17 protein-coding genes and 1 pseudogene are annotated in these 26,193 nt (G+C 59.3%); 11 read left to right on the top strand and 7 right to left on the bottom strand.

The window, feature by feature from the left end; genetic code table 11:
* Nucleotides 1–173: 173 nt before the first annotated feature.
* Both AC0ZWN_RS17795 and AC0ZWN_RS17790 read left to right on the top strand, forming a co-directional pair.
* Nucleotides 174–2,585: a glucose/quinate/shikimate family membrane-bound PQQ-dependent dehydrogenase gene (locus AC0ZWN_RS17795; RefSeq protein ID WP_476335932.1), complete on the top strand. Its 2,412-nt coding sequence runs from the start codon at nt 174–176 to the stop codon at nt 2,583–2,585.
* 530 nt (nt 2,586–3,115) lie between these two features.
* Nucleotides 3,116–3,481 (top strand): DUF6124 family protein, encoded by a 366-nt coding sequence (locus AC0ZWN_RS17790; protein WP_099757082.1) that lies wholly within the window; start codon nt 3,116–3,118, stop codon nt 3,479–3,481.
* A 62-nt stretch (nt 3,482–3,543) separates the two neighbouring features.
* Here AC0ZWN_RS17790 and AC0ZWN_RS17785 read toward each other — a convergent pair whose 3' ends face one another.
* A complete protein-coding gene (locus AC0ZWN_RS17785; protein ID WP_476335929.1) occupies nt 3,544–3,732 on the bottom strand; it encodes a hypothetical protein in 189 nt (62 codons plus the stop codon).
* Nucleotides 3,733–4,422: 690 nt separating this feature from the next.
* On the opposite strand from AC0ZWN_RS17785, the gene AC0ZWN_RS17780 reads away from it, so the two are divergent.
* From AC0ZWN_RS17780 to cmoB, 9 genes and pseudogenes are all read left to right on the top strand, one after another.
* Nucleotides 4,423–4,797 carry a DUF6124 family protein gene (locus AC0ZWN_RS17780; protein ID WP_093430622.1) on the top strand — a complete coding sequence of 125 codons (375 nt, stop codon included), beginning with the start codon at nt 4,423–4,425 and terminating at the stop codon, nt 4,795–4,797.
* Between the two features lie 243 nt (nt 4,798–5,040).
* Entirely contained in the window at nt 5,041–5,493 is a 453-nt protein-coding gene (locus AC0ZWN_RS17775) for a hypothetical protein (protein WP_476335927.1), read from the top strand.
* 207 nt (nt 5,494–5,700) lie between these two features.
* The gene (locus AC0ZWN_RS17770) at nt 5,701–11,427 is read left to right on the top strand and encodes a membrane-targeted effector domain-containing toxin (protein WP_476335925.1); all 5,727 of its coding nucleotides are present in this window, start codon (nt 5,701–5,703) and stop codon (nt 11,425–11,427) included.
* Between the two features lie 272 nt (nt 11,428–11,699).
* Nucleotides 11,700–14,117, top strand: coding sequence for an endopeptidase La (gene lon / locus AC0ZWN_RS17765; protein WP_095048331.1), 2,418 nt, complete (start codon nt 11,700–11,702; stop codon nt 14,115–14,117).
* 257 nt (nt 14,118–14,374) lie between these two features.
* Complete coding sequence (locus AC0ZWN_RS17760; protein WP_476335923.1) at nt 14,375–14,767, top strand: protease inhibitor I42 family protein; 393 nt, start codon at nt 14,375–14,377, stop codon at nt 14,765–14,767.
* Between the two features lie 2 nt (nt 14,768–14,769).
* Nucleotides 14,770–15,419: pseudogene (locus AC0ZWN_RS17755) on the top strand (lysoplasmalogenase).
* Between the two features lie 127 nt (nt 15,420–15,546).
* Nucleotides 15,547–16,041: a hypothetical protein gene (locus AC0ZWN_RS17750; RefSeq protein WP_116255138.1), complete on the top strand. Its 495-nt coding sequence runs from the start codon at nt 15,547–15,549 to the stop codon at nt 16,039–16,041.
* Nucleotides 16,042–16,160: 119 nt separating this feature from the next.
* Nucleotides 16,161–16,940, top strand: a complete 780-nt coding sequence (gene cmoA / locus AC0ZWN_RS17745) for a carboxy-S-adenosyl-L-methionine synthase CmoA (protein WP_175559565.1) — start codon at nt 16,161–16,163, stop codon at nt 16,938–16,940.
* The gene (gene cmoB / locus AC0ZWN_RS17740) at nt 16,937–17,893 is read left to right on the top strand and encodes a tRNA 5-methoxyuridine(34)/uridine 5-oxyacetic acid(34) synthase CmoB (RefSeq protein WP_093430628.1); all 957 of its coding nucleotides are present in this window, start codon (nt 16,937–16,939) and stop codon (nt 17,891–17,893) included. The genes cmoA and cmoB overlap by 4 nt, the downstream gene beginning before the upstream one ends.
* A 371-nt stretch (nt 17,894–18,264) precedes the next feature.
* On the opposite strand, the gene tadA is transcribed toward cmoB, so the two are convergent.
* The 6 genes from tadA to treC form a co-directional block, all read right to left on the bottom strand.
* On the bottom strand, nt 18,265–18,765 hold the full coding sequence (gene tadA / locus AC0ZWN_RS17735) for a tRNA adenosine(34) deaminase TadA (protein WP_095048334.1): 501 nt from the start codon (nt 18,763–18,765) through the stop codon (nt 18,265–18,267).
* On the bottom strand, nt 18,765–20,141 hold the full coding sequence (locus AC0ZWN_RS17730) for a multicopper oxidase family protein (RefSeq protein ID WP_093430630.1): 1,377 nt from the start codon (nt 20,139–20,141) through the stop codon (nt 18,765–18,767). The genes tadA and AC0ZWN_RS17730 overlap by 1 nt, the downstream gene beginning before the upstream one ends.
* 117 nt (nt 20,142–20,258) lie before the next feature.
* A complete protein-coding gene (locus tag AC0ZWN_RS17725) occupies nt 20,259–20,549 on the bottom strand; it encodes a PTS sugar transporter subunit IIB (protein WP_093430631.1) in 291 nt (96 codons plus the stop codon).
* Between the two features lie 2 nt (nt 20,550–20,551).
* Complete coding sequence (gene ptsP, locus AC0ZWN_RS17720; protein WP_476335921.1) at nt 20,552–23,080, bottom strand: phosphoenolpyruvate--protein phosphotransferase; 2,529 nt, start codon at nt 23,078–23,080, stop codon at nt 20,552–20,554.
* A 62-nt stretch (nt 23,081–23,142) separates the two neighbouring features.
* Complete coding sequence (locus AC0ZWN_RS17715) at nt 23,143–24,366, bottom strand: carbohydrate porin (protein ID WP_476335919.1); 1,224 nt, start codon at nt 24,364–24,366, stop codon at nt 23,143–23,145.
* Nucleotides 24,367–24,471: 105 nt separating this feature from the next.
* Nucleotides 24,472–26,121 (bottom strand): alpha,alpha-phosphotrehalase, encoded by a 1,650-nt coding sequence (gene treC / locus AC0ZWN_RS17710; RefSeq protein WP_476335918.1) that lies wholly within the window; start codon nt 26,119–26,121, stop codon nt 24,472–24,474.
* Between the last annotated feature and the right edge of the window lie 72 nt (nt 26,122–26,193).

Genomic DNA, 26,193 nt, shown 5'->3' with positions numbered 1-26,193 from the left:
GTGTTTCAGGCGACATCTCCAGTGACTGAAACACCGCCATCGCGAGCAGGCTCACTCCTACAAAAAAGAAATTCGTTAGCTAGACAAGTTTTTATCTGAACCATGCCTGTGCCAAATCGTCATCTAAAGTGACTACAGCGCGGGACTACATAAACGTCACGGAGAATCACACTATGAGCACCGTAAGTGCTTCGAGTCGGGGCCGTCTGCTACCGAGCCTGCTCGGCATTCTGCTTCTACTGATGGGCCTGGCCATGTTGGCCGGTGGGGTCAAGCTGAGCATGCTCGGCGGCTCGCTGTACTACCTGCTGGCCGGTATCGGCATCGCGCTGTCCGGCATTCTGATGCTGATGCGCCGTCGCGCGGCGCTGGGCCTGTACGCCATCGTCCTGTTTGCCAGCACCGTTTGGGCGCTGTGGGAAGTCGGTCTGGACTGGTGGCAACTGGTGCCACGTCTGGCGCTGTGGTTCGTCCTCGGCTTCGTCATGCTGCTGCCGTGGTTCCGTCGTCCGCTGCTACTTAACGGCCCGGCGCCAATGGGCACTGGCGGTCTGACCGTCGCTGTGGTGCTGGCCGGCGTCACCGCTCTGGCCAGCCTGTTCACCCACCCGGGCGAAACCTTCGGCGAACTGGGCCGTGACACCGCGGACACCACCAGCACCGCGCCAGCCATGCCCGATGGCGACTGGCAGGCCTACGGCCGCACCGAATTCGGTGACCGCTACTCGCCGCTGAAGCAGATCACCCCGGCCAACGTCGGCAAACTGCAAGAAGCCTGGCGCATCCAGACCGGCGACCTGCCAACGGCAGATGATCCGGTCGAACTGACCAATGAAAACACTCCGCTGAAAGCCAACGGCATGATCTATGCGTGCACCGCGCACAGCAAAGTGTTGGCCCTGGACCCGGACACCGGCAAAGAACTGTGGCGCTTCGACCCACAGATCAAGAGCCCGGTCGGCTTCAAAGGCTTTGCCCACATGACCTGCCGTGGCGTTTCGTACTACGACGAAGCTGCTTACGCCAAGTCTGAAAACGCTGCCTCGGCGGTAATTTCCGAAGCTGGCAAAGCCGTTGCTCAGGCTTGCCCGCGTCGTCTGTACCTGCCCACCGCTGATGCCCGCCTGATCGCCCTGAACGCCGACACCGGCAAGATCTGCGAAGGCTTCGGCAACAAAGGCGTGGTTGACCTGACCCAAGGCATCGGCCCGTTCACCGCTGGCGGCTACTACTCCACCTCGCCAGCGGCGATTACCCGTGATCTGGTGATCATGGGCGGTCACGTGACCGACAACGAATCGACCAACGAGCCATCGGGCGTGATCCGCGCCTTCGACGTGCGCGACGGTCACCTCGTATGGAACTGGGACAGCGACAAGCCAGACGCCACCGAGCCATTGGCACCGGGCGAAACCTACAGCCGCAACTCGGCAAACATGTGGTCGCTGGCCAGTGTCGACGAAAAACTCGGCATGGTGTACCTGCCACTGGGCAACCAGACTCCAGACCAATGGGGCGCTGACCGCACCCCGGGCGCCGAGAAATTCAGCGCCGGTGTAGTTGCTCTGGACCTGGCCACCGGTAAAGTGCGCTGGAACTACCAGTTCACTCACCACGACCTGTGGGACATGGACGTTGGCAGCCAGCCAACCCTGCTCGACATGAAAACCGCCGACGGCGTGAAACCGGCGCTGATCGCTCCGACCAAACAGGGCAGCCTGTACGTCCTCGACCGTCGTGACGGCACGCCGATCATTCCGATCAAGGAAATCCCGGTCCCGCAAGGCGCCGTCAAAGGCGACCACACCGCACCGACCCAGGCCCGTTCGGACCTCAACCTGCTGGCCCCGGAACTGACCGAAAAAGCCATGTGGGGCGCGAGCCCGTTCGACCAGATGCTGTGCCGCATCCAGTTCAAGGAACTGCGTTATGAAGGCCAGTACACCCCGCCGTCGGAACAGGGAAGCCTGATCTACCCGGGTAACGTCGGCGTGTTCAACTGGGGCGGTGTTTCGGTCGACCCGGTTCGCCAGATGCTGTTCACCAGCCCGAACTACATGGCCTTCGTTTCGAAAATGGTGCCACGCGAGCAAGTCGCCGCCGGCAGCAAGCGCGAAAGCGAAACCGCTGGTGTGCAGCCAAACACCGGCGCGCCATACGCGGTGATCATGCACCCGTTCATGTCGCCATTCGGCGTACCGTGCCAGGCCCCGGCCTGGGGCTACGTGGCCGGTATCGACCTGACCACCAGCAAAGTCGTGTGGAAACGTAAAAACGGCACCAGCCGCGACAGCTCGCCCATCCCGATCGGCTTCACCCTCGGCGTCCCAAGCATGGGCGGTTCGATGGTCACGGCTGGCGGCGTCGGCTTCCTCAGCGGCACCCTCGACCAGTACCTGCGCGCGTACGACGTGAACAGCGGTAAAGAGCTGTGGAAATCGCGTCTGCCGGCGGGTGGTCAAGCGACCCCGATGACCTACACCGGCAAGGACGGCAAGCAATACGTGCTGCTGGTTGTCGGCGGTCACGGCTCGCTGGGCACCAAGATGGGTGACTACGTGATTGCGTACAAACTGCCGGAGTAAGTTTTAACGGCGGTAAAAATGAAGGCGATGTCCCGCAAGGGACATCGCCTTTTTTTGTGCACGCCATTCCTTAACCCACCGGAGAACCCTGTGGGAGCGAGCCTGCTCGCGAAGGCGTCAGCACATTCAACATCTACGGTGCCTGACACACCGCTTTCGCGAGCAGGCTCGCTCCCACAGGTTGAAAAGTGTTTATCCGTGGGAAAGGTGCTCGTCCTACAGACGTTGAAAATTGCGCGGAGTTTTCCGACAAGTCGCGTCGGTTGTGCCTCGGAAATGGGGTGGGTAGGCTCGGGGGGTCGCTGCAAATTCAGCGATGGGGCGTCGCGGCCCGATAACTGATGCATAATCGCCAATCTGACGGCACCTCGGTGCCCGTTGTTTGTGTCATGGCGGCTGTGCGCGGGATACCGTCCTTGGAGGTATGCCGATTTCTCAGTTATCGGTCCGCGAACCCGCGTACAGCTGCCACCTCAGATTGCGTCGCGGCAATCCAAGGCAGCTCCACTATCACCAACTGAGTATTCACCATGAAAAAGCCGACACCCAATCCACCTGAAACCGAAGACACCACCCCCTACGAATTCCCCGGCTCGAAGCGATTCCACGAAGCCGCCGAACGCGCCCTCGACCACTACCTCAAACCCAACGCCTTGACCCTGCGCTTTCACAAACCCAGCACCATGTTCCAGGTTGCCCCCGAACAGGACAGCGAAAGCCTGCTGGTCCACGCCTGCGAATCGCTGGCCCAGGCCAGCCTCATGACCAGCGATATCGCCGCCTACATCGACCTGCCGCAGCGACGCACGATTCTGGCCATCCAGCAAATCATCATGCTCGCCGAACTGGCCGTGAACCGCGTGCTGGATAACCACGAAATCCCCGCAAATACCTGACAACTCACCTTGTGCGGGAGCTGCCGCAGCTCCTGCACAAGGTGAGCGTTAGCCCGGCCGATTCAAAAAGCTTTGCCTCCACTTTTTATCCGCTGCAATCGCTCAATGATCAATTGCTCAGCCTGTTCGCGGGTCTCAAGCAACAAACTCTCATCCGTTGCGCTATAGATCACCTGATAACGCAGACCTGGGGTGTCGGAGGGGTATTCGCGGATAGTGAAGCCTTCGTATTTCGTATCGGTATATCTCATGGTTTGATTCCTTGAAGTCAGTAAATTGGCATGCGCCGTCCTGCCCAAGGGCGCCGGGTTAATCTCGGATCGACCGGGTCAATGTGTCTACTGTCAGAAATTACAGGGGTTCAAGACCGCTTCGAAGTAAACCGCAATGAATTTTGATCTATGAGTTAACCGTCAGATTGAAGATGACTCCCGAGAGGCATCGCCTTTTTTGTGCACGCCATTTCTGTACCCACCGGAGAACCCTGTGGGAGCGAGCTTGCTCGCGAAGGCGTCAGCACATTCAACATCTACGGTGCCTGACACACCGCTTTCGCGAGCAGGCTCGCTCCCACAGTTTGAGATGTGTTGGTCTGTGGGAAATATGCTTGCCCTACAGACGCTGGTGATTGCGCGGAGTTTTCCGACAAGTCGCGTCGGTTGTGCCTCGGAAATCGGCTGGATAGGCTCGTGGGGTCGCTGCAAATTCAGCGAACGGGCGTCGCGGCCCGAGCAGTTCATTCGATTTGATGCATAATCGCCAGCCCAAACTGAAGCGCTCAGGTGCTTGTTGTCTGGTTTGATGGTGGCTGTGCGCGGGATACCTCCGGGTATGCCGAGATTGCCGAATGGCTCGGTCCGCGAACCCGCGTACAGCTGCCACCCTCCGTCGCGTCGCGGTGATTGAGAGTGACAGCCCCACTTATCATTCGGAGCTTCACCATGAAAAAGCCAACACCCAATCCACCCGAAACCGAAGACACCACCCCCTACGAATTCCCCGGCTCGAAGCGCTTCCACGAAGCCGCCGAACGCGCCCTCGACCACTACCTCAAACCCAACGCCTTAACCCTGCGCTTTCACAAACCCAGCACCATGTTCCAGGTTGCCCCCGAACAGGACAGCGAAAGCCTGCTGGTCCACGCCTGCGAATCGCTGGCCCAGGCCAGCCTCATGACCAGCGACATCGCCGCCTACATCGACCTGCCGCAGCGACGCACGATTCTGGCCATCCAGCAAATCATCATGCTCGCCGAACTGGCCGTGAACCGCGTGCTGGATAACCACGAAATCCGCCAATCCCCAACACACAGCTAACCCTCTGTGGAAGCGAGCCTGCTCGCGATGGCGTCAGCGCATTCGGCAGTTGGACTGACTGACACAGCGCTTTCGCGAGCAAGCCTGCCCCGCACTTGATCAACACTGTGCCTGCTATATAACTCCTATCAAGAAGGCTCATCGCGAACACGTATAAAAACCTGTCAGATATGACAGTTCACTGTCTTCACCCGCCCAATCAGACTTCCTTCTCCAACCAAGATCAGGCACAGGAAGCACCCCATGACCCATCCAAAGGCATCCCCAGCAGTTTGGGTAAACGGTATTCTCAACGTTAATGTAAAAGGCACCATTGGCGGTACGCCGGTTAATCTGACCAGCTTCGCGACAACCAGCATTTCCACCTCTTTCAACGAGCTCGGCGGTTACAATTTTTCTTTCGAAGATAACCACGGTTCATCGAGCCAACGAGCCATCTCCATCTCGCTTCGCAAGCTGCTGGATCCTGCAATCGCTGGCTACCTTGAAAATGTAGTGACCGAACGAGGTATTCAGCTTTATGACTATGAAGTGACATCCTCTTCCGACATTTCTGTAAGTCAACTCAATAGCGGCCTGTACTTATACTCCCTCGACAATTTGCAACTTTCCGGTAAGGCACGCCACGGTGATGAAACACGTGAACTCACCGGTAACGGATACTTTTTTCTCCAAGAGCTGACTTACCCTATCTAACAAACAGGTCAGGATTTCACTCGTCAGGTTAAACGTGCGTCTGCCGTTCCGTCACAGGTGTAGGGCAGACGCATGCCGACGTGAAATACCGAGTCGAACCCAAGCTCTACATCGACAGACCAATAACCCCCCTATACATATATACCACCCGCCTCCCACTGCCCCTCGCCATGCTGGCCGCTCACCCTCAGCATGGAAAAAATGCCCATGAACCTTGCCATAACCCCCACCTCCGAAGAGGTCAAAAACGATCTCAACGCGATCGCCCATCACCTGTTCAATACATCAACCCCGCTGCTTCCCGAACAAAAACCGAGTACCGAACAGGCCTTTCTGAAACGCCTCGACGAACAACTGAAAACCTATCGCACCAGCTACCTGCAACGCAGCCGCGAGCTGTATCAGGCGCTGGAAAACAGCGATCTGCAAAGCGACGAAGGCAAACAACTGATCGCCACCCTGAAAGTCAGGCTGGCCACTCAACTGATCAACATGGATCAACGCGACCGGATCGACGATAAACCGGCGAAAACCTTCCTCAAATATGACGCAGGCTTCACCGCCATCGGCCACGAAGCCAGACAGGCCGTCACCGACCGCTTGCTGCACCCGCAAGCCGGCGAACTGCTGCAAAAGCTCGATGCGGTGCCGATGCTGCGTCCGGCCATGTACGCGCTGCAGTTCAGCTATCAAGACACCACCGTTGAGCTGGCCGGCGCCTTTGTGGTCACGGAAAAGGACACTCGCCGAGTCAAGGACCTGCTGACCGACCAGAGCATGGGTTTCGCCCTGCTGTTTACCCCCGCAAGAGGCATCGAATTCTTCAACTCCCTTGCTGATCTCGACAACCAACTGCGCACATTGCTGAACCAGGCCAGCGGTAGCAAGGAGTTCATGTCCATGCTGCCGACGCGCTATCACGCCGTCGGCGCAGCAGGGATCTGGCCGCTGCTGCTCGCGCCAATCGACAGCAGACCGTTGTTCGAACACACCTACGACGCGCTGATCGAAAAACGCACGCAGGATATCGAGCGCGCCTTGAGCTTCGCCGAAAACCCACAGCAAGACCCCAGGCAATTGCTCACCGCGCTGGACCACGCCATTGCCGCCGCCCTGCCGGATCTCACGTCGCGTCTGGAATTACGCGCGCAAACCTTGTTCGAGCGCCACCTGCGCTACAGCGCACCGGACTGGTTTCGAAGCGCCAGCACCGCGCAAAAAGACGCACTGGCGCAGCATCTGCGCAACTATCAGCAGGCGCGACAAGACCTGCTCGACTTGATGGAGCCGGCCGGCAGCCTGACGGCACTGGCCCGCCAGCAATGGCTGGAGCGCCTGAGCGAAGACCTGGAAATCGACGACCTCGAGCCGGCAAAGTTAAGCATTGCGACCGATCGCCGAGTGCCGGGCTACGGCGTTTATGTGCATCAATCCAGCCTGCTCGACCTGTCCTTGCGCGGCCCGCACACCGGCGATGAATTACCGGGCTCGGAGTTTTTGAAGTACACCACCCTCACCTACGATGACGCGCCTTTGCCGCCAGCCTACGCGGACGTGACGCCGGCGTGGCTGATCAGGCAAGCCGTGGAGCTGCAGCCTCGGATTGACTTCAATCACTTGCAAAATGAGCTGCAGGCCAGGCCCGCAATCAAACCCGCCATCGAGCAGATGCTCGACAAACGTATCGTCGCCCTCGCTCACACGGCGGTGCTGCAAGGGCACTTGCTCGACAGTGACTTGCAACTGATCCAGCGCCTGCGTGACGGTAGCGATGCGCGCCTGCGCGCCGCCACCCTGTCGCTGCACGGCGCCCAGTTGCAGGATTTGTGGGTGCTGCGCCAGAACGATGACCGCGGCGCGCTCAAACGGCTGTTGCTGTGCACACCACAGGCGCCGCGAACGCAACAATTCCAGGCCTTCGACAGTGAGCGCGAATGCCAGACCCACCTGCTGGGCTGGGCCAAACACAGCGATGCCGCCGACAGCATGGCCGGCTACCTGATCAGCCGTGCGCCCATGCGCTTTCGCGCAAAGCTGCGCCACGTGTTGGCCGGACTGAGTTTCAAACCTGAGGCGCTGGAGCATCAAAAGGTCACGTTCGCTCACACCGGCAGTCATCCCGATTGCCTGCGCACGATGGCTGAACATGTGCTCGCCACACGGATCGACGACTACGATTTCTGTACACCGCTGTGGTATCGCTCCACCACGGCTGCCAACCGCCGAAAGCTGACGACCCTGAGTGAAGACGCCGAAGGCGCCTTGCGCGCGTTCAACAAGCATGCCTTGTCGGGCAGCCGCTTTCCGGCGTTTGATGACTACGTGCACGAGCAAGCCAAAATCAGCTTGAACCGCTTGCTCAAGCGCACCACCAACGATGTCGATCCGGATACCGTCTGGGCTTACTCGCCGACCGCCATCGTGCGCTCGTGGACGCCAAAACCTCTGAACTACACCACGCTGTATCGCGATGGCTACGCCGACGGCGTCGGTTTTCTCGATGAAAAATTTTCCCGCTCGGCGCGCTTCAGAGGCCCGCAGGGCATCGACCTCAGCAACCTGACCGCACAGAATGTCGCGCGCTCGGTCACCGGTGTGTGGATCGGCCAGCGCTACATCGACAAGGTCAAGGCTGAACTGCAAAGTTCGACGAGCGAAGGCTATGACTTTCGGCGCAACACGACCCTGGCCATTACCCAGCGCCAGATGAAAAGCGCCGCGCTGGAATGCCAGCTGCAGGGCCATATCGCCAGCCATGATCTGCAATGGCTGGAGCAGAGTATCGACAGCATGGCTGAAACTTCCGGCGCCATGCGCACGACCTATCCACTCCACCGTTTGATGATCGACGGCGAATGGGTGCTCGATGCGTGGCTGTTCAGCCATGGCGCCAACCCGGTTCTGCTCTACACCCCGGAGGCGCCCGACGGCGTCGCTTTCCGCGAAGCGCGGCTGTTCAATTACCTGCTTCAACAGCAGTCCGGCATGCTCGAATACCTGACGTTGCGCGTCGACGTCAGTGCCCGGACCCGGGTTCGCACATACCTTGAAAACATCAAGAAAGGGCTGCCCAAAGACCTCAATAAAACCACCCCCAGCCCTGCACGTTACGACTCGACCCGCGCGGTCGCGGCGGTCAGTGACCTGCGCACTGTCCTTTACGACATGAGGCTGCAACGTCGTATCGACGACGTTAACGCCACCACCACCAGCCGTGCCGAGATGATCGCCGGTCTGGTCTGGACCAGTGTCGAATGGATCGCCGCCATTGCCACGGCGCCGTTCCCGCTACTGAGCCTGAGCACCGGCCTGTTACTGGCTTTCAAGGACGCCATGCTCGCCCTGCATGCGTACCGTCAGGGTGACCACGGCGAAGCGTTCCAGCATCTGCTCGGTTATCTGTTCAACAGTGCCGGTGCGGTGCTGACCGACCTGCGTCCGGCGCTGCGTTCGCTCAAGCCCGTACGCCGGCCTGTGCGGCAGAGCCTCGTCAGTGCCAGCAACGAACAACGCGATGTCATGACCGTGGTCGATCAAGTAGCACCTGGCCCCAAGCGGAATGAAATGAGTCCGGTGGTGTTCAGAAATGAGCTGTTCTATATCGACAAAGATCCTGACTCCAGCGGTCGTTTTTTGCTTTACCGAGCCCATCCGGATTCCGGCGAACTCACCTCGAGCACCATCCTGACCGTGCGCAACGCAGACGGAAAGTTGGTGCGCAGTGGCGTGGCCGGCGGTGCGCCCGAGTACGAGGCCGTGCCAGAGACACCCGGCCCGGACAAGGTCTATGGTGTGGAGTCCAAATACCACGATCGCATCGAAATGGTGATGAACCCGCAAATCCGGGAGAACATCCTCAAAAACAGTCAGGACTTCAGCGGCATCGATCCGCAAATTTACCTTGTCGAGTTTGTGGAAAGTCTCGTCCCGACGCGCACCGCTTACCTGAAACAGGTCGGAAAGCTCAGCACCGACGCCACCGCGCATTTCGCCGAACTTGCCCCGTTGCCAGCCCGCGCCGAAGTCCCGCCAGTCGCCGACGACCTGTCGTTTGCCCAGTTACTGGCGAGCGACGCCGTCAAAGGAAAAAATCTGGTGATCGGCGCCCAGCCCGGCTCGATCGCCAGCAAACAGTTGCTGATCGAGGGTGTGGATGAACTCGTGAGCAACGGCTTCAAGCGACTTTACGTGGAATACCTGGCGGGCGATGTCTTCAAAATCAAGCTGGAAAAAATGAACAAGGGCGGAACCTGGAAACACATCGAAAAACATCTTAAAGCCGTCGACCTTGCGCTGGGGTATGAGAAAAAAGCGCCATTCTCTTATCTGGCACTGGTGCGTAAAGCGCGCGAAAAGGGTCTGAAAATCCATGCGCTGGATGCGTCGACCAGCTATCAACTGGAAGGAGTGATGGTACTGGACGACGTCTCGCCATTGACCCCTCGCAGCAACAGCATCAGGAATTTCTATTCGCACAAGACGCTGGCCGTCGATATCGCCGATGCGCCTGAGGAGCGCTGGGTGGTCCTCACCGAACAATCACGCATGAGCACCTTCGACAACACCCCCGGCCTGGCCGACCTGCACGCGGCTGTCGCCGTGCGCGTGGAAGATGTCGCACAGGATCAGGCGGCACGCATCAGCCTCGATTCAGCCGGGGCAATCCCCGGGGATTCGGCCGCCAAGGGCGATTATCGTGTGCAGCGGCCGACGGCGTACAAGGCGCCTCAACCCGTCTCCCGGCCAGCATCGATTGCCCCTGCTGTCGAGCATTTCAGCGAATACGATATTCCACCCGCCATGCGTGAAGACATCGCGAGGATGTTGCATCAGCACAAAGCCATGGACTCACGCTATACCCCGGCCGTACCGAAAGAACAACAGGCGCACGATGCGTTCATCGCCAACCGCAAGCGTCTGGAGAAAAAGGCCAGGGACACGTTTGCTCATTACACGCCCCCTGACGCTGCCACGCTCCCGACGCTCACCTCAGACATCAAGTTCGAGGAGTTTTTGCGGCTGGTGGCCGACGGCCGCTTGAACCTGCTGATCGGCGAGGCCCATAGCCACGTATCGAGCAAAGCGTTGCTGAAAAAGTACATGAAGGCGCTCAAGCAAGCCGGGTATGACACGCTCTACGTGGAACATCTGTTCACCGATTTGCACCAGGCCGATCTGGATACTTTTTTTCGGACACAGCGCATGCCGGACAGACTGAAGAATTACCTGCTCGTTCAGGACCGTGGCCACATGCCCACTTATAAAGGTAACGATACCTACACAGAGGTCCTCCAGGCGGCGGCCAAGTACAAAGTCCGTATCAGGGCCCTCGATTGCACGGCGTCTTACCACCTCAAGGGTGTGTTTAACGAAGATATCTCGCGAAACGAGATGTTCAGCTATTTTGCCACCCAAGTGATCGAAGCCGACCAACTGTTAAATGGGCCGCATAAGTGGGTGGCCCTTATCGGCAATGCCCACACTAACTACAACCTGGGTGTGCCGGGTCTGGCGGATACCCTCTCGGCGGTCAGTCTCCACGTACGCGACACCGCTCCGGAACTGGCCAGAGATATCCATCGCGGGACCTGGAGAGCGGTGGCCAGCGAGCGCGGAACCAATAGCCGGGCCTTGCGCAGCGATTTCCTGCTGGACGTGGCCGTCGCCGGCAAGAAAAAACCAGCCCTGACGCCGGCCGTCGAGCGCAGCAAACTGACCCGGCCCGGGATGTTCATGATCGAAAATACGGATACGGGCGAGCTCCGTCTGGTGCATAAATCCAGGGCCGACGACATCGTTGAGACACCGATTCAGGTCAATGACCACGGCTTGTTTTTCATTGATCGCTGGGAGAAAAAAGATGAGCGTTTCAAATACCTGGGGACCTTGATCGATATGCTGGTCAGTGATTTGAGAATGACCGAGGTGAAATAAGCGTCAGGTGTAACTGCGCATTGCCAACAACCACCGGGCTTGACTGCCCGGTGGTTTTTTATCGCCAATGCCACAGTTCTGCACCCTGCCGAAATAGCGCAGCCCATTGGGTGCGAGCGCGCTGCGGGCGTCGTTCCGCCGAACAACAGAGGTCGCAAGGTCCAGAGAAACCCTGTCAAAACCCTGAACACACAAGCAGAAACGTCTGCCCCCATTGAAACCACCCAAGGCCTGCCCCATCTAAGACCCATACTCCATTGCGCAGGTGCCCCATGAGCGACCAGCAAGAATTCCCGGAAAATCCCGACGACTACACCGAAGCCGAACACATCGAACACACCTCTTCCGGCAAAGGCCTCGCCCTGCCCGGCCAGAACCTGCCGGACAAGGTCTACATCATCCCGATCCACAATCGCCCGTTCTTCCCGGCCCAAGTCCTGCCGGTCATCGTCAATGAAGAGCCGTGGGCCGAGACCCTCGAACTGGTCAGCAAATCCGAACACCACTCCCTGGCCTTGTTCTTCATGGACACGCCCCAGGAAGACCCGCGCCACTTCGACACCGGCGCCCTGCCGCAATACGGCACCCTGGTCAAAGTCCACCACGCCAGCCGCGAGAACGGCAAACTGCAATTCGTCGCCCAGGGCCTGAGCCGAGTGCGCATCAAGACCTGGCTGAAACACCACCGCCCGCCGTATCTGGTGGAGGTCGAATACCCGCACCAGCCCACCGAGCCGACCGACGAGGTCAAGGCTTACGGCATGGCGCTGATCAACGCGATCAAAGAACTGCTGCCGCTCAACCCGCTGTACAGCGAAGAACTGAAGAACTACCTCAACCGCTTCAGCCCCAACGACCCGTCGCCGCTGACCGACTTCGCCGCCGCGCTGACCTCAGCCACCGGCCCCGAACTGCAAGAAGTGCTCGACTGCGTGCCGATGCTCAAGCGCATGGAAAAAGTCCTGCCGATGCTGCGCAAGGAAGTCGAAGTCGCGCGCCTGCAAAAAGAGATTTCGGCGGAAGTTAACCGCAAAATCGGCGAGCATCAGCGCGAGTTCTTCCTTAAAGAACAACTCAAGGTCATCCAGCAGGAACTCGGCCTGACCAAGGACGACCGCAGCGCCGACCTTGAACAGTTCGAGCAACGCCTCGAAGGCAAAGTCTTGCCGGCGCAGGTGCAGAAGCGCCTCGAAGAGGAAATGAACAAGCTGTCGATCCTCGAGACCGGTTCGCCCGAGTACGCGGTCACACGTAACTACCTCGACTGGGCGACGTCAGTGCCGTGGGGCGTCTACGGCGAGGACAAACTCGACCTCAAGCACGCGCGCAAAATCCTCGACAAACACCACGCCGGCCTCGACGACATCAAGGATCGCATCCTCGAGTTCCTCGCCGTCGGTGCCTATAAAGGTGAGATCAGCGGTTCCATCGTGTTGCTGGTCGGCCCGCCGGGCGTGGGTAAAACCAGCGTCGGTAAATCCATCGCTGAATCACTCGGCCGGCCGTTCTACCGCTTCAGCCTCGGCGGCATGCGCGACGAAGCCGAGATCAAGGGCCACCGCCGCACCTACATCGGCGCACAGCCGGGCAAACTGGTGCAGGCGTTGAAAGACGTCGAGGTGATGAACCCGGTGATCATGCTCGATGAAATCGACAAGATGGGCCAGAGCTACCAGGGCGACCCGGCTTCGGCGCTGCTGGAAACCCTCGACCCGGAGCAGAACGTCGAATTCCTCGACCACTACCTCGACCTGCGCATGGACCTGTCGAAAGTCCTGTTCGTGTGCACCGCCAACACTCTGGATTCGATCCCTGGCCCATTGCTCGACCGCATGGAAGTGATTCGCCTGTCGGGCTACATCACCGAAGAAAAAGTCGCCATCGCCAAGCGTCACCTGTGGCCGAAACTGCTGGAAAAGGCCGGCGTGTCCAAGGGCAGCCTGAGCATCAGCGACACCGCGCTCAAAGCCTTGATCGACGGTTACGCCCGTGAAGCCGGCGTGCGTCAGCTGGAAAAGCAAATGGGCAAACTGGTGCGCAAAGCGGTGATGAAGCTGATCGACGAACCGAAAGCGGTGATCAAACTCGGGCCGAAAGACCTCGAAGCGTCACTCGGCCATCCAGTGTTCCGCAACGAACAAGTGCTGTCCGGTACTGGCGTGATTACCGGTCTGGCATGGACCAGCATGGGCGGCGCGACGTTGCCGATCGAAGCCACGCGGATTCATACGCTTAACCGTGGCTTCAAACTCACCGGACAACTGGGTGATGTGATGAAGGAGTCGGCCGAGATCGCCTACAGCTACGTCAGCTCGCACCTGAAACAATTCGGCGGCGACGCGAAGTTCTTCGACGAAGCCTTCGTCCACCTGCACGTACCGGAAGGCGCGACACCCAAGGACGGCCCGAGCGCCGGCGTGACCATGGCCAGCGCCCTGCTCTCGCTCGCACGCAATCAGCCGCCGAAGAAAGGTGTAGCGATGACCGGCGAATTGACCCTGACCGGGCATGTGCTGCCGATTGGCGGGGTGCGCGAGAAGGTGATTGCGGCGCGCCGGCAGAAGATTTTCGAGTTGATTCTGCCGGAGCCGAACCGGGGCAATTTTGAGGAATTGCCGGATTATCTGAAGGAAGGGATTACTGTGCATTTCGCGAAGAAGTTCGCCGATGTGGCGAAGGTATTGTTCTGACAGAAAACCCCTCACCCCAACCCTCTCCCGGAGGGAGAGGGAGCTAATTGCGGAATATTGCAGAGTTATACCGACCTGAAAGTACTTCGCTGAATCCATAATCGACTCGGTCTTTCAGGTCGATGTATGACACAAGACACCTCGGTCAGTCCCCTCTCCCTCTGGGAGAGGGTTAGGGTGAGGCTTGGCGTTGTCACACTTTGTCTCATCTTCAGTTATGCTCGCCGTTCGTCGTAAACGCCGGAGCCTCTGACCTTATGTCCCCCACTCGCCTGTTTGTCCCCCTCGCCCTTTCGTTGCTGGCCGCCTGCGCCACACAACCGAAACACAACGTGACCGTGGAAAAACAAAGCGAATGCCCCGTACGGCTGACTAACGGACAAAACCTCATCATCATGCTGCCAAGCAACCCGACCACCGGCTATCGCTGGGTCATTCAGGATTCGGCTGGCGGCGTATTGCGTGCACTCAGCCCCGAGGTCTATAGCAATCCGGAAGACGCCGGCGTCGTCGGCGCAGCGGGCGTATCGACCTGGCGCTTTCAAGCATTTGCCCCCGGCACCGGGCGTCTGCGCCTGACCTCGCAACAGCCATGGGCACCGGAAGTGCTGCCAGTGGAAACCTTTGACTGCGCCATTTCGGTGAACTGATCGTGGGCTGGCTGATTCTGGCGCTGATGGGCGCGTTGACGTTTCTCTACGGTGTCAGCACCCACGCGGCGTTACTGTGTCTGTTGGTCAAACCATGCCGGTGCTGGCGCTGCTCGGCTGGCTCCATGACGCACCGCCCAGCGACTATCGGCGCTGGATCAGTCTCGGCCTGATTTTCTCGTTGCTGGGTGATGTGTTGCTGGCATGGCCAGGCGATTTGTTTGTATTTGGACTTGGCGCATTTCTGATCGCACATCTGGCGTACCTGAAGGCTTATCTGAGCGACTGCAAGCGTTTGGCGGTGATGCCCTTGGTGCTCGCGCTCGGTGTTGGAGCGGTCTTACTGGGGATTCTGATTTCCAGCGGGTTAGGTCCGTTGCTGGTGCCGGTGATCGTGTACGGCACTGCGATCAGCGCGATGCTCTGGCGCGCGCTTGCTCGTCTCGGCACCGATGTGCCGAAACGCTCGGCGTTGCTGGCGGCGGGCGGTGCAGTGGCGTTTGTGTTCTCCGACAGCGTGATTGGCATTGACCGGTTTGTATCGCCATTTCACGCTGCACCGTATGTCATCATCCTCAGCTACTGGCTGGGCCAATGGGGCATCACTGCCTCGTCATTCGAAAGAGTGGAACAACTCAAGCGCACGCTATAAGCCAATAGTTGCCCTTTTATCTCGAAATATTATAAAAACCTGTCAACTCTGACAGTAGCTCATGATTTTTGTTCTCCCTAGTATTCGTTGGCGTTATCCAATCCCATGTAATACAAGGAAGAACTTCATGAGCTTTTTCAAAAGTAAAAACACAACACTTTCCAACACTGCGGAACCTATCATTACCGTCAGTGCTGAAACACTTGCAACGGTGTCTGGCCGAGTGAAATTCGACAGCCAGATTGTGGAGTTCGATGCTGATCCGGCAAGTGATCAGATTGCACTGGTGACCCGTGCAAATTCTCAAGATTATTCGCATCGCAGTAAAAAAGGTCTGGTACTCGTATTTGATAAAACCATTAAATCGGGCAACTATCCTGTTACTGATCCAGGCTTCCCTTTCCATGATGCCTATTATTTTGAAACGGGTACCATCCCCGGCTTTACAACCTCGTTTCAATACACGGCAAAAAGCGGAACGTTCAATGTAGAGGTGATTGAGGCCACAGCCGAGAAACTGCATTACCAAATCGACTTTGATTTCAAGGGTGTCAACGAGCGTAATCAGGAACTGAAAATCGCCGGCAAATCTACTTACATCGTATTACTGCAACCTCGGTAATCAGCGTTAAATAATGAATGACCAAGCTCGCCTAGCGAACCTGGTCATTCAGCCTTTCTAAACCCGCTTTCCCACGCTTTATCAGACAACCCAAGCATCCCCGCGCCCTTTTGGCTAAAATGCCGGCCTTTTCCACCGACACCGCCGGAACCGCCGTGAGCAAAGAACCCGATCGCATTTTCGCCAAGCCTTTGGCCCAGGTACCCGACTTCGCCTTCAACGAAGACGTGGTGCGGGTGTTCCCGGATATGATCAAGCGTTCGGTACCGGGTTACCCGACCATCGTCGAAAACCTCGGTGTGCTCGCCGCGCAGTTCGCTCAGCCAAACAGCGTGCTCTACGACCTCGGCTCATCGCTGGGTGCAGTCACTCAAGCCTTGCGCCGCCACGTGCGTACCGACGGCTGCCGGGTGATCGCTGTGGATAACTCGGCAGCGATGGTTGAGCGCTGCCGCGAATACCTCAACGGTCAGGACTCGATGTTCCAGGAGTTGCTGCCGGTCGAAGTGATCGAAGGCGACATTCTCGCCCTCGACTTCCAGCCAGCCTCGGTGGTGGCGCTGAACTTCACCCTGCAATTCATCGCCCCCGATCAGCGCACGGCGTTGCTCTCGCGCATTCGCCAATCGCTGCTGCCGGGCGGCGCGCTGATCCTTTCGGAGAAGCTGCGCTTCAACGATGCCGAAGAACACGCGCTGCTCACCGATCTGCATGTCGCCTTCAAACGCGCCAACGGCTACAGCGAACTGGAAATCGCCCAGAAGCGCAGCGCCATCGAAAACGTCATGAAGCCCGACAGCCTCGAAGAACACCGCGAACGCCTGCTGGCCGCCGGGTTCTCGAAAGTCGTGCCGTGGTTCCAGTGTCTTAACTTTGCCTCGTTGATTGCCTTGCCATGATTGATCTGTCCCCCCTCGCCCGCCGTCTGGCCGGCACACCACTGGCCGAATGGGCCAACACCCTGCAAGCGCAACTCGACAAGAAAATGGAGAAAGGTCACGGCGACCTGGAGCGCTGGCAAAGTGCGCTGGATGCCCTGCCGAAAATCCAGCCGAGCGAAGTCGACCTGCTCAACGGTCTGAAACTCGACACCGACTGCGACGAGGAAACCCGCGCGCAGATGCGTACCGCGCTGATGGGCCTGTCGCCCTGGCGCAAAGGCCCGTTTGATTTGTTTGGGGTGCACGTCGACACCGAATGGCGTTCGGACTGGAAGTGGTCGCGTGTCTCTCCGCACCTCGACTTGAAGGGCAAACGCATCCTCGATGTCGGTTGCGGCAACGGTTATTACATGTGGCGCATGCTCGGTGCCGGCGCGGACAGTGTGATCGGTGTTGACCCGAACTGGCTGTTCTTCTGCCAGTTCCAGGCCGTGCAGCGTTATCTGTCAGAACCCAATGCCTGGCACCTGCCCTTTCCGTTCGAAGACCTGCCGCCAAACCTAGAAGGCTTCGACACGGTGTTTTCCATGGGCGTGTTCTACCACCGTCGCTCGCCGATCGAGCATTTGCTGGCGCTGAAGGATTGCCTGGTCAAGGGCGGCGAACTGGTGCTGGAAACGCTGGTGGTCGAAGGCGACAAGCATCAGGTGCTGGTGCCGGAAGATCGTTATGCGCAGATGCGTAATGTGTGGTTCCTGCCGTCGGTGCCGGCGCTGGAGTTGTGGCTGCGCCGTGCCGGGTTCACCGATATTCGTTGCGTGGACGTGAGCACAACCACGGTTGAAGAACAGCGCGGGACTGAGTGGATGAAGTATCAGTCGCTGAGCGACTTCCTTGATCCCGAGGACCACAGCAAAACCATCGAAGGATTGCCGGCGCCGATGCGTGCGGTGATTGTCGCTCGTAAATAATCCAATCGCCCAAACACCGCGGTGAGCCCACCCCTCACCCCAGCCCTCTCCCCAGGGAGAGGGAGCTGATCATTGGGCTTTTCAAAACTTGAGTTCGACTCGGTATGTCAGGTCGACGGACTTGGCCTATCCAGCTCGGTCAGCCCCCTCTCCCCAAGGAGAGGGAGCTGATCGTTGAGCTTTTCAAAACTTGAGTTCGACTCAGAATCTCAGGTCGACGGACTTGGCCCATCCAGCTCGGTCAGTCCCCTCTCCCCCTGGTAGAGGGGGCCGATCTTTGGGCTTTTCTAAACTTGAGTTCGACTCGGTATCTCAGGTCGGCGGACCTCGCCCATCCAACCCGGTCAGTCCCCTCTCCCTCCGGGAGAGGGTTAGGGTGAGGGGCTTTTTGCTCTTCGGGCGCGAAAGAATTCGGTCAACACCGCGCCACACTCCTCCGCCAACACCCCACCCTCATACAACACCCGGTGATTCAAAAAGCCCTGAGTGAAAAACTGCCCCTGACTCTGCACAATCCCCGCTTTCGGTTCCAGCGCGCCATACACCACCCGCGCCACCCGCGAATGCACGATCAAACCGGCGCACATGCTGCACGGCTCCAGCGTCACATACAGCGTGCTACCCGGCAGACGATAGTTATCCACCGCCTGCGCGGCCTCGCGAATGGCGACCATTTCCGCGTGGGCACTCGGGTCGCTGGTGCTGATCGGGCAATTGAAACCGCGACCGATGATCTCGCCGTCCTGCACCAGCACCGCGCCCACCGGCACTTCGCCGAGGGCTGCGCCTTGTGCGGCGAGGAGCAGCGCTTCGCGCATGAAATCGCGATCACGGCTGCGGTCGATAATTGCCGCAGGGCGAATCTGGCGCATCACTTCACCTCGATGGCGGCCATCAGGCCAGTTTCCATGTGATCGATCACGTGGCAGTGGAACATCCACACCCCCGGATTATCGGCCACCAGCGCCACTTGCGCGCGCTCGTTCTTGCCCAGCAGGTAGGTGTCGGTGAAGTACGGAATGATCTTGTGCCGGTTCGACGCGATCACCTTGAAACTCATGCCGTGCAGGTGGATCGGGTGCTGATACTGGGTCATGTTCTTCAATTCGAAGATGTAGCTCTGCCCCAGTTTCAGACTGGCAATCGGCCGGTCGGCGCAGGTCTTGTCGGTGATGTCCCAGGCCTTGCCGTTGATCTGCCACAGGCTCGGCGGCCTGCCGTTGTCGACGTTGACCGATACCGAGCCGACCCACTCGAAATTGAAGTTGAGTTTCTCGGCATTGGCCAGGTCCGGCTCCGCCACCGGGTTGGCCGGCAACGCTTTCGGCCAGTCAGTCGGCGCATCGTTATTGGCCACTGAACGCAGCGTGCCCAGACGCACCGGGCCGTTGCGCAGCGACAATTCTTCACCCGCTGCCGGCGCCTTGATCGCCAGACAAATGCGCATGCCCGGGCCCAGCCAGTATTCCTTGCCCAGCGGCCGCGGTTCGACCGGGTTGCCGTCCAGCGCATAGATCTGCGCTTCGACGCCGGGAATGTTGATGCGGTAAGTCAACGTGTTGTCGAGGTTGAGCAAACGCACGCGGGTAATCTGCCCGGCCGGCAGGTCGATCACCGGGGTTGGCACACCGTTGATGGTCGACAACCGCCCCGCCGTACCGCCACGCGCCGCTTCACGGGGAATACTGAACTCGACGAAATTGCCTTCGTCATCGATGTGCCAGTTTTTCAGGCTCAAAGTCTTTTCGTACTTGAAACCGGTCGGTTCGCGCTCTTCGATGATCAATGGCCCGACCAGGCCGCGCCCGAGCTCTTCGCTGCTGCTGACATGCGGGTGATACCAGTAGCTACCGGCATCCGGCACGCGGAATTTGTAATCGAAGTACTCGCCCGGCAACACCGGCAGCTGCGACACGTACGGCACACCGTCCATTTCCAGCGGCAGACGAATGCCATGCCAGTGAATGGTCGTCGCCACCGGCAAGTGGTTGATGAAACGCACCCGCAGCCATTCACCCTGACGCACCCGCAACTCGGTACCCGGCGCCGACGGCCCGAATGCCCAGGCCTCGGTCTTGTGCCCCGGCACCAGCTCGACGTCCAGCGGTGCGGCAATCAACTCATAGTCGTGGCCCGCCTCGGCGTCGGCCATTTTCCCCAGCCAATACCGCGACGCGCCCCCCGCACCGACACCAACGACAACAAGACCGGCCAGGCCACCGAGGATTTGGCGACGGGTAAAGGACATGAACTCAACTACCTCACGTATCAGCGACAGGCCCTGAAAGCCTGCAAAAGGCGAATACGATACACCTGCGGTTGAGAAACAGTAAGGGCGACCTGAGGCCGCACATCAGCTGTCGGCTTAAGATCGCAGCCCGGTAATCAGGTGCACGACACCGTCCTCCAAGGGCATCACGCCCGCGACCCCGGCGACGCTCAACGCCTGTTGATCGATACCCGACACATCACGCAATACAACCCGCACCCGCGTCAACGCCAGCGGTTGCTGTGACTGGAGGTTATCCACACCGCCCAGCGCCGCGACGATCGCGGCGCTCAATCCGGCGCTCGGCTCGGCGAGGACTTCGGGTGTGTCCACCACCAGATCCGGGGTCAGGGCTTTCCAGAATGCCTTCTGCCATTTATCCAACATCTTCAGTTCTCCAGAACCCGTAAAGTATCGACGGTTGCCTCGTGAAAGAGCTGCAACGCCTCGCGCACCTGCCCGGCACTTTCCAGCCCCAGCACCTGTTGGGCGATGATCTGACAATCGGCCAGCTCGAGTTCGCGCACCGTCGCCTTGACCGGTGCAATCATCGGCACGCTCACCGACAGTTCATCCACGCCCAACCCCAGCAACAACGGCACCGCCAGACGTTCCGAGGCCATTGCCCCGCAGACTCCGACCCATTTGCCATGGGCGTGCGCGGCCTTCACAGTCATGGCGATCAGGCGCAATACCGAGGGATGAAAACTGTCCGCCTGACTGGCCAGACGCGGGTGATCGCGATCCATCGCCAGGGTGTATTGCGTCAGGTCATTGGTGCCGATCGAGAAAAAATCCACCAGCGGCGCAAACAGGTCCGCCATCAGCGCCGCGGCCGGCACCTCGATCATGATCCCCAGTTTCGGCCGTTGCGTTAGCCCCAGCGCGAGGATTTCCTCGTCGAGCATTTGCCGCGCCAGACGCAGCTCCGACAGTTGCGTGACCATCGGCAACATGATGTGCAAACGTGTCAGCTCGCAGCAGCCGAGCATGGCCCGGAACTGCTCACGCAATAACTGCGGGCGCTCCAGGCACAAACGAATGCCGCGCACGCCAAGGAACGGGTTGGTTTCGCTGTCCATCGGCACGTAGGCCAGCGGTTTGTCACCACCGACATCAAGGGTGCGCACCACCAGATTGTGCGCAGGTCCCACGCAGCGAGCGATGGCGCTGTAGGTCGCAGCCTGTTCGTCATGGCTCGGCGCATGATTACGGCCCAGGTAGAGAAACTCCGAACGCAGCAGGCCGACACCCGCACCGCCAAGGGCCATGGCCTGCTCGGTTTCCGCTAGCGAGGCGACGTTGGCCGACACCTCGATGTGATGGCCGTCACGGGTCCGCGCCGCGAGCGTTGCGCTGGCCAACTCATGCTCATGGCGTTGACGCTGTTGTGCGTGCCGCGCCTGCCATTGACTGACGGCCGCAGGATCGGGACGCACATGCAATTCGCCCTTGTCGGCATCGAGCAACACCGGGGTGCCGTTACTCAACGCCAACATCTGCACCGGCACCCCGCAGATCGACGGCAGACCACAGGCGCGCGCAAGAATCGCCACGTGACTGGTTGCGCCGCCGCCGACCGTGGCAAAACCCAGCACCTTGCTGGTATCGATGCCGGCGGTCTGCGACGGGGTCAGTTGATCGGCAATCAGAATGCTTCCATGCGGCAGCTCCATTGCCTGCTCGCCAATCCCCAGCAATAGCTTGAGCACGCGGCGCCCGACATCGGTCAGGTCCGCCGCCCGTTCAGCCAGCAACGCACTGCCCAGTTGGCGAAACATCGCCGCGGTTTCTTCGGTGGCCGCGCGCCAGGCAAACGCCGCGCTTTTGCCCTCGCTGATCAATGCCTGGGCCTGATCGAGCAGCCCCGGATCTTCGAGCAGTTCCTGATGAGCCTTGAAGATTTCGGCCTCGGCCTCGCCAGCGGCGGTGTCGCGCAAATGCTGCAAGGCCAGATCGGCTTCGATCAGGGCATTGGCGAGGGCCGCGCGCTCGCCGTCTGCGCCGCCGCCAAACTCGCTGACGTCGAACACCGGCTCGCTGATCTGCACCACTTGGCCCAACGCCGAACCGGGTGACGCGCAGACGCCACGCAGCAGGGTCAGAACCTCGGTTTCGACCAGCTCGACAGGAGCCACCGCCGTCACCGTTTCACCGCAGCCCTCAATCAGTAATCGAGTCAGCGCCTCGATTGCCGCGTCAGCATCTTCGCCCACCGCACTGACCTGCACGCTGTCGCCGCACGCGGTCTGCAACGCCATGATCGCCACCAGGGATTTGGCGTTGGCCTGAGCCTGCTGTTTATGCAGGTAAATCTTTGCCACGAAGCCCTTTGCCGCTTGCGCAAACACCGCTGCCGGGCGCGCGTGCAATCCGTTGGGATTAGGCAGTTTCAACGTTTGAGAGAACACGGCCTGACCTTCTGCCGCGCCAGCATCCACGCCACAAGCCTGAGTACGGGCGAGCTCAAGCAACGGCTGACCGGTTTCGACCCATCCGCTCGACGCGACCCGCCAGGTGAACGGTTCTCCGCTAATCACCAGCATCAATGTCATCAGGCTGCGCGCATGCCGGGCAATGTAATCGGCGTCGAACTCGATCAACACTTGTCCGGCGGCAACCCGTTGCCCCTCTTCAACCAGGCGGGTGAAGCCTTGCCCGCCGAGGTTCACGGTATCAAGGCCGATGTGCATCAACACTTGTACGCCATGGTCATCGGTGATGCTCACGGCATGCCCGCTGGCCTGCACGTTGCTGATGACGCCGGCCATGGGCGCACACAGGGTCGATGAAGTCGGGTCGATGCACAGACCGTCGCCGATCACGCGCCCGGAAAACACCGGATCGGGCACCTGCTCAAGCGCGATCAGGACACCGGACAAGGGAGCCAGCAATTGCAATGGTTGGGGTGTGGCCATGACGTCACCTGCAGTTTTGTTCTTTGAAGTGCCCATGGAGCGCGACGCTCCATCAGCATCGCTTATTTCCACCAGTATTCGACCTGCAATCCGACATTCGCACCGTGGCGAGCGCTACCGAAGGCGCCGGTGTCGGAGAGTGCCGAGCCTTTGGCCAGTTCGTTGGCCGCCCGTTTGGCCGCCTCGTTCCAGGTGGCGTACGTGTAATACAGCCGCACCTCGGGGCGCGCCCAGAACTCCGGGCCTTTCGGCGACCAGGTCGGGGCAAAGGTAAATTTGCTCAGTTTGCGCGTGCCACCCGGGGCTTCGACTTGATCGTGGCCCAGTTCGGTGACCAATTTGAAGTGTTCGCTGAGCGCATAGGCGGGACGCACACCCAGGGAGATCCAGTTCTGGTCGACACCGTCCGGGCGAATGTCTTTCTGGTACACCGCCGCGATCTGGCCACCGAAACGCGGCGTCACTTGCCAGTCGAAAAACTCGACGATCCGGTAACTCTTGTTGCTGTCGTCCAGTTTGACGTTGCCGGTATAACCCAGCCCGGTGCCCGGCCCTTCACCGTATTGCAGCGCCAGTTTGTTTTTGCCGCCGAGAAAATCCGTCTGCACATGTTGCGTGGTGATCGCCCAGCCCCGGTGGGCATCGCGGCTGTCGGGTTTGTCGATATAACTCAAGCCGAACTCCAGCTCACCGCCAGGATTGGTCTTGAAACCGGCGACGTTGAAGTCGTGCCGATTGATGTAGTCCTTCTGGTACAGGTTGTCCTTGCGCGAGAAGGCGTAGCTGTATTTCAGATCGCCGATCAACACGTCTTCGACCCCGCCCCCCGTAGCGCTCTGGTTCCAGTAGTAGAAATCGGAAATATGGATGTCATTGCGCTTGTAGTAACGGCGTCCGGCCCACAATGAACCACCGTTGAGCGCGGGCATCGCCGACCACTGTGCGTAGGCCTGCGGCAAGCGGATCGAACCATTGTCGTCTTTGAACGTGGGGCGGCGGTCGTAGCGGTTATACAGCGAGGCCATGCCGTCGACACTCAGTACCGAACCGTCGTCGAGGGTGTACAGGTCCTGCCGCAACTCGAGTTCGCCGTACTGCTCGCATTCGTTACCCAAGCGATATTTGGTCTGCGCACCCGGTAACTGGAAGCACGACTGACCGCTGCTGTTGACTGACGTGCCGACACCGCTGCGCAGGTAACCGCCAAACTCCAGCGCTTGTGACGTTGGCGGTAAGGCCAGGCAAAAACCTGCGACTGCAAGGCTGCGATTTATTGTTGTTTTCATAAGCCACCCCATTGTTTTTATTGTCTGGTTGCATGAATTCGGCGCGCAGAAATCTCCCGCGCAGTGCTCTGCGTGTTTTCTGAACGTTGTTTTTTTAGTTAAAGGTCAGGGATCGATCAGGTGCAGGACGAAGGACTCGTAAGGTCGCAACGTCACCTGGCGCTTGCGCAACGGGCCGTCCGGATAGTTGCTGATCAACTGGCGCTGGCTCATCGACTCGCTAATGACCGTCGCCGGTAATTCCACTTCACAGGTTGTCCCGTAGAAGTTGTTCACCACCAACAAACGCTCGGCGTCACCTTCACGCACATACGCCCAGACCTGCGGATGTTCGGGCAGCAATTGTTGGTACAGCCCATCGGTGATCAACGGCTCACTGCGGCGCAGCGCGATCAGACGGCGGTAGTGATGCAACACCGAATCCGGATCGTCGAGCTGGTTTGCGACGTTGATCTGCGCAGCATTGGCCGGCACTCCGATCCACGGTTCGGCACGGCTGAAACCGGCGTTTGGCCCGGCGTCCCAGTGCATCGGCGTGCGCCCGTTATCGCGGGATTTCTGCATGATCGCTGCCATGTTGTCGGCATCGCTGCTGCCAGCCTCGCGCTTGAGGCGAAAAATGTTCAGCGTCTCGACATCGCGATAGTGCTCGATCGATTCGAACCCCGGATTGGTCATGCCCAACTCTTCGCCCTGATACACAAACGGCGTGCCCTGCAGAAAGTGCAGTGCGGTGCCGAGCATCTTCGCCGAGCATTCGCGGTACTCGCCGTCGTTGCCGAAGCGCGAGACCACGCGCGGCTGATCGTGGTTACACCAGAACAGCGCGTTCCAGCCGCCCCCCGCCTGCATGCCGGTCTGCCAGTCGGACAGAATTTTCTTTAGCTGAAGGAAATCGAAGTCGGCGCGCACCCACTTCTGCAGGTTTGGATAATCGACTTTCAGGTGATGAAAGTTGAAGGTCATCGACAGTTCTTTCGACTGCGGATTCGAATAGCGAATGCAGTGTTCGAGGCTGGTCGATGACATCTCGCCGACATTGATCAGGTCGTGCCCTTCGAAGACTTCGCGGTGCATCTGCTGCAAGTACGCGTGGACATTCGGCCCGTCGGTATAAAAGCGTCGGCCATCGCTGTCGTCTTCGGGGAAGTCCGCAGGCTTGGAGATCAGATTGATCACGTCCAGACGAAATCCACCCACGCCCTTGTCCCGCCAGAACTGCATCATCCGGAACACTTCAGCGCGCACCTTGGGATTGTCCCAATTCAGGTCGGCCTGGGTGTGGTCGAACAGGTGCAGGTAATACTGACCGGTCTGGGCTTCGTACTCCCAGGCGGAACCGCCGAACTTGGATTCCCAGTTGTTCGGCTGATCACGCCAGATGTAGAAGTCACGGTACGGGTTGTCGAGGCTGCTGCGCGCCTGTTGAAACCAGACGTGTTCGATCGAGGTGTGATTGACCACGATGTCGAGCATCAGCTTGATCCCGCGCTTGCCCGCCTCGGCGATCAGCAATTCGCAGTCGGCCATGCTGCCGTAGCTCGGGTCGATGGCGTAGTAATCGCTGATGTCATAGCCGTTATCGCGTTGCGGCGAACGCAGAAATGGCGTTATCCATAAACAGTCGACTCCCAGCCACTTCAGGTAATCGAGTTTGGCGACGATACCGAGCAGATCACCCGTCGGGTTACCGGCGTGACTATGAAAACTCTTCGGATAGATCTGGTAGATCACCGAACGCTGCCAGTCTTGCATGGCACAACTCCTTCAATAAGTCCGTGCGGCTCGCGCCCAGATTGAAATGCAATCAACTGTGGGAGCGAGCCT

The organism is Pseudomonas sp. 3B-A001-10F (assembly GCF_056313565.1).
This window is presented reverse-complemented; position numbering and strand designations above follow the sequence as displayed.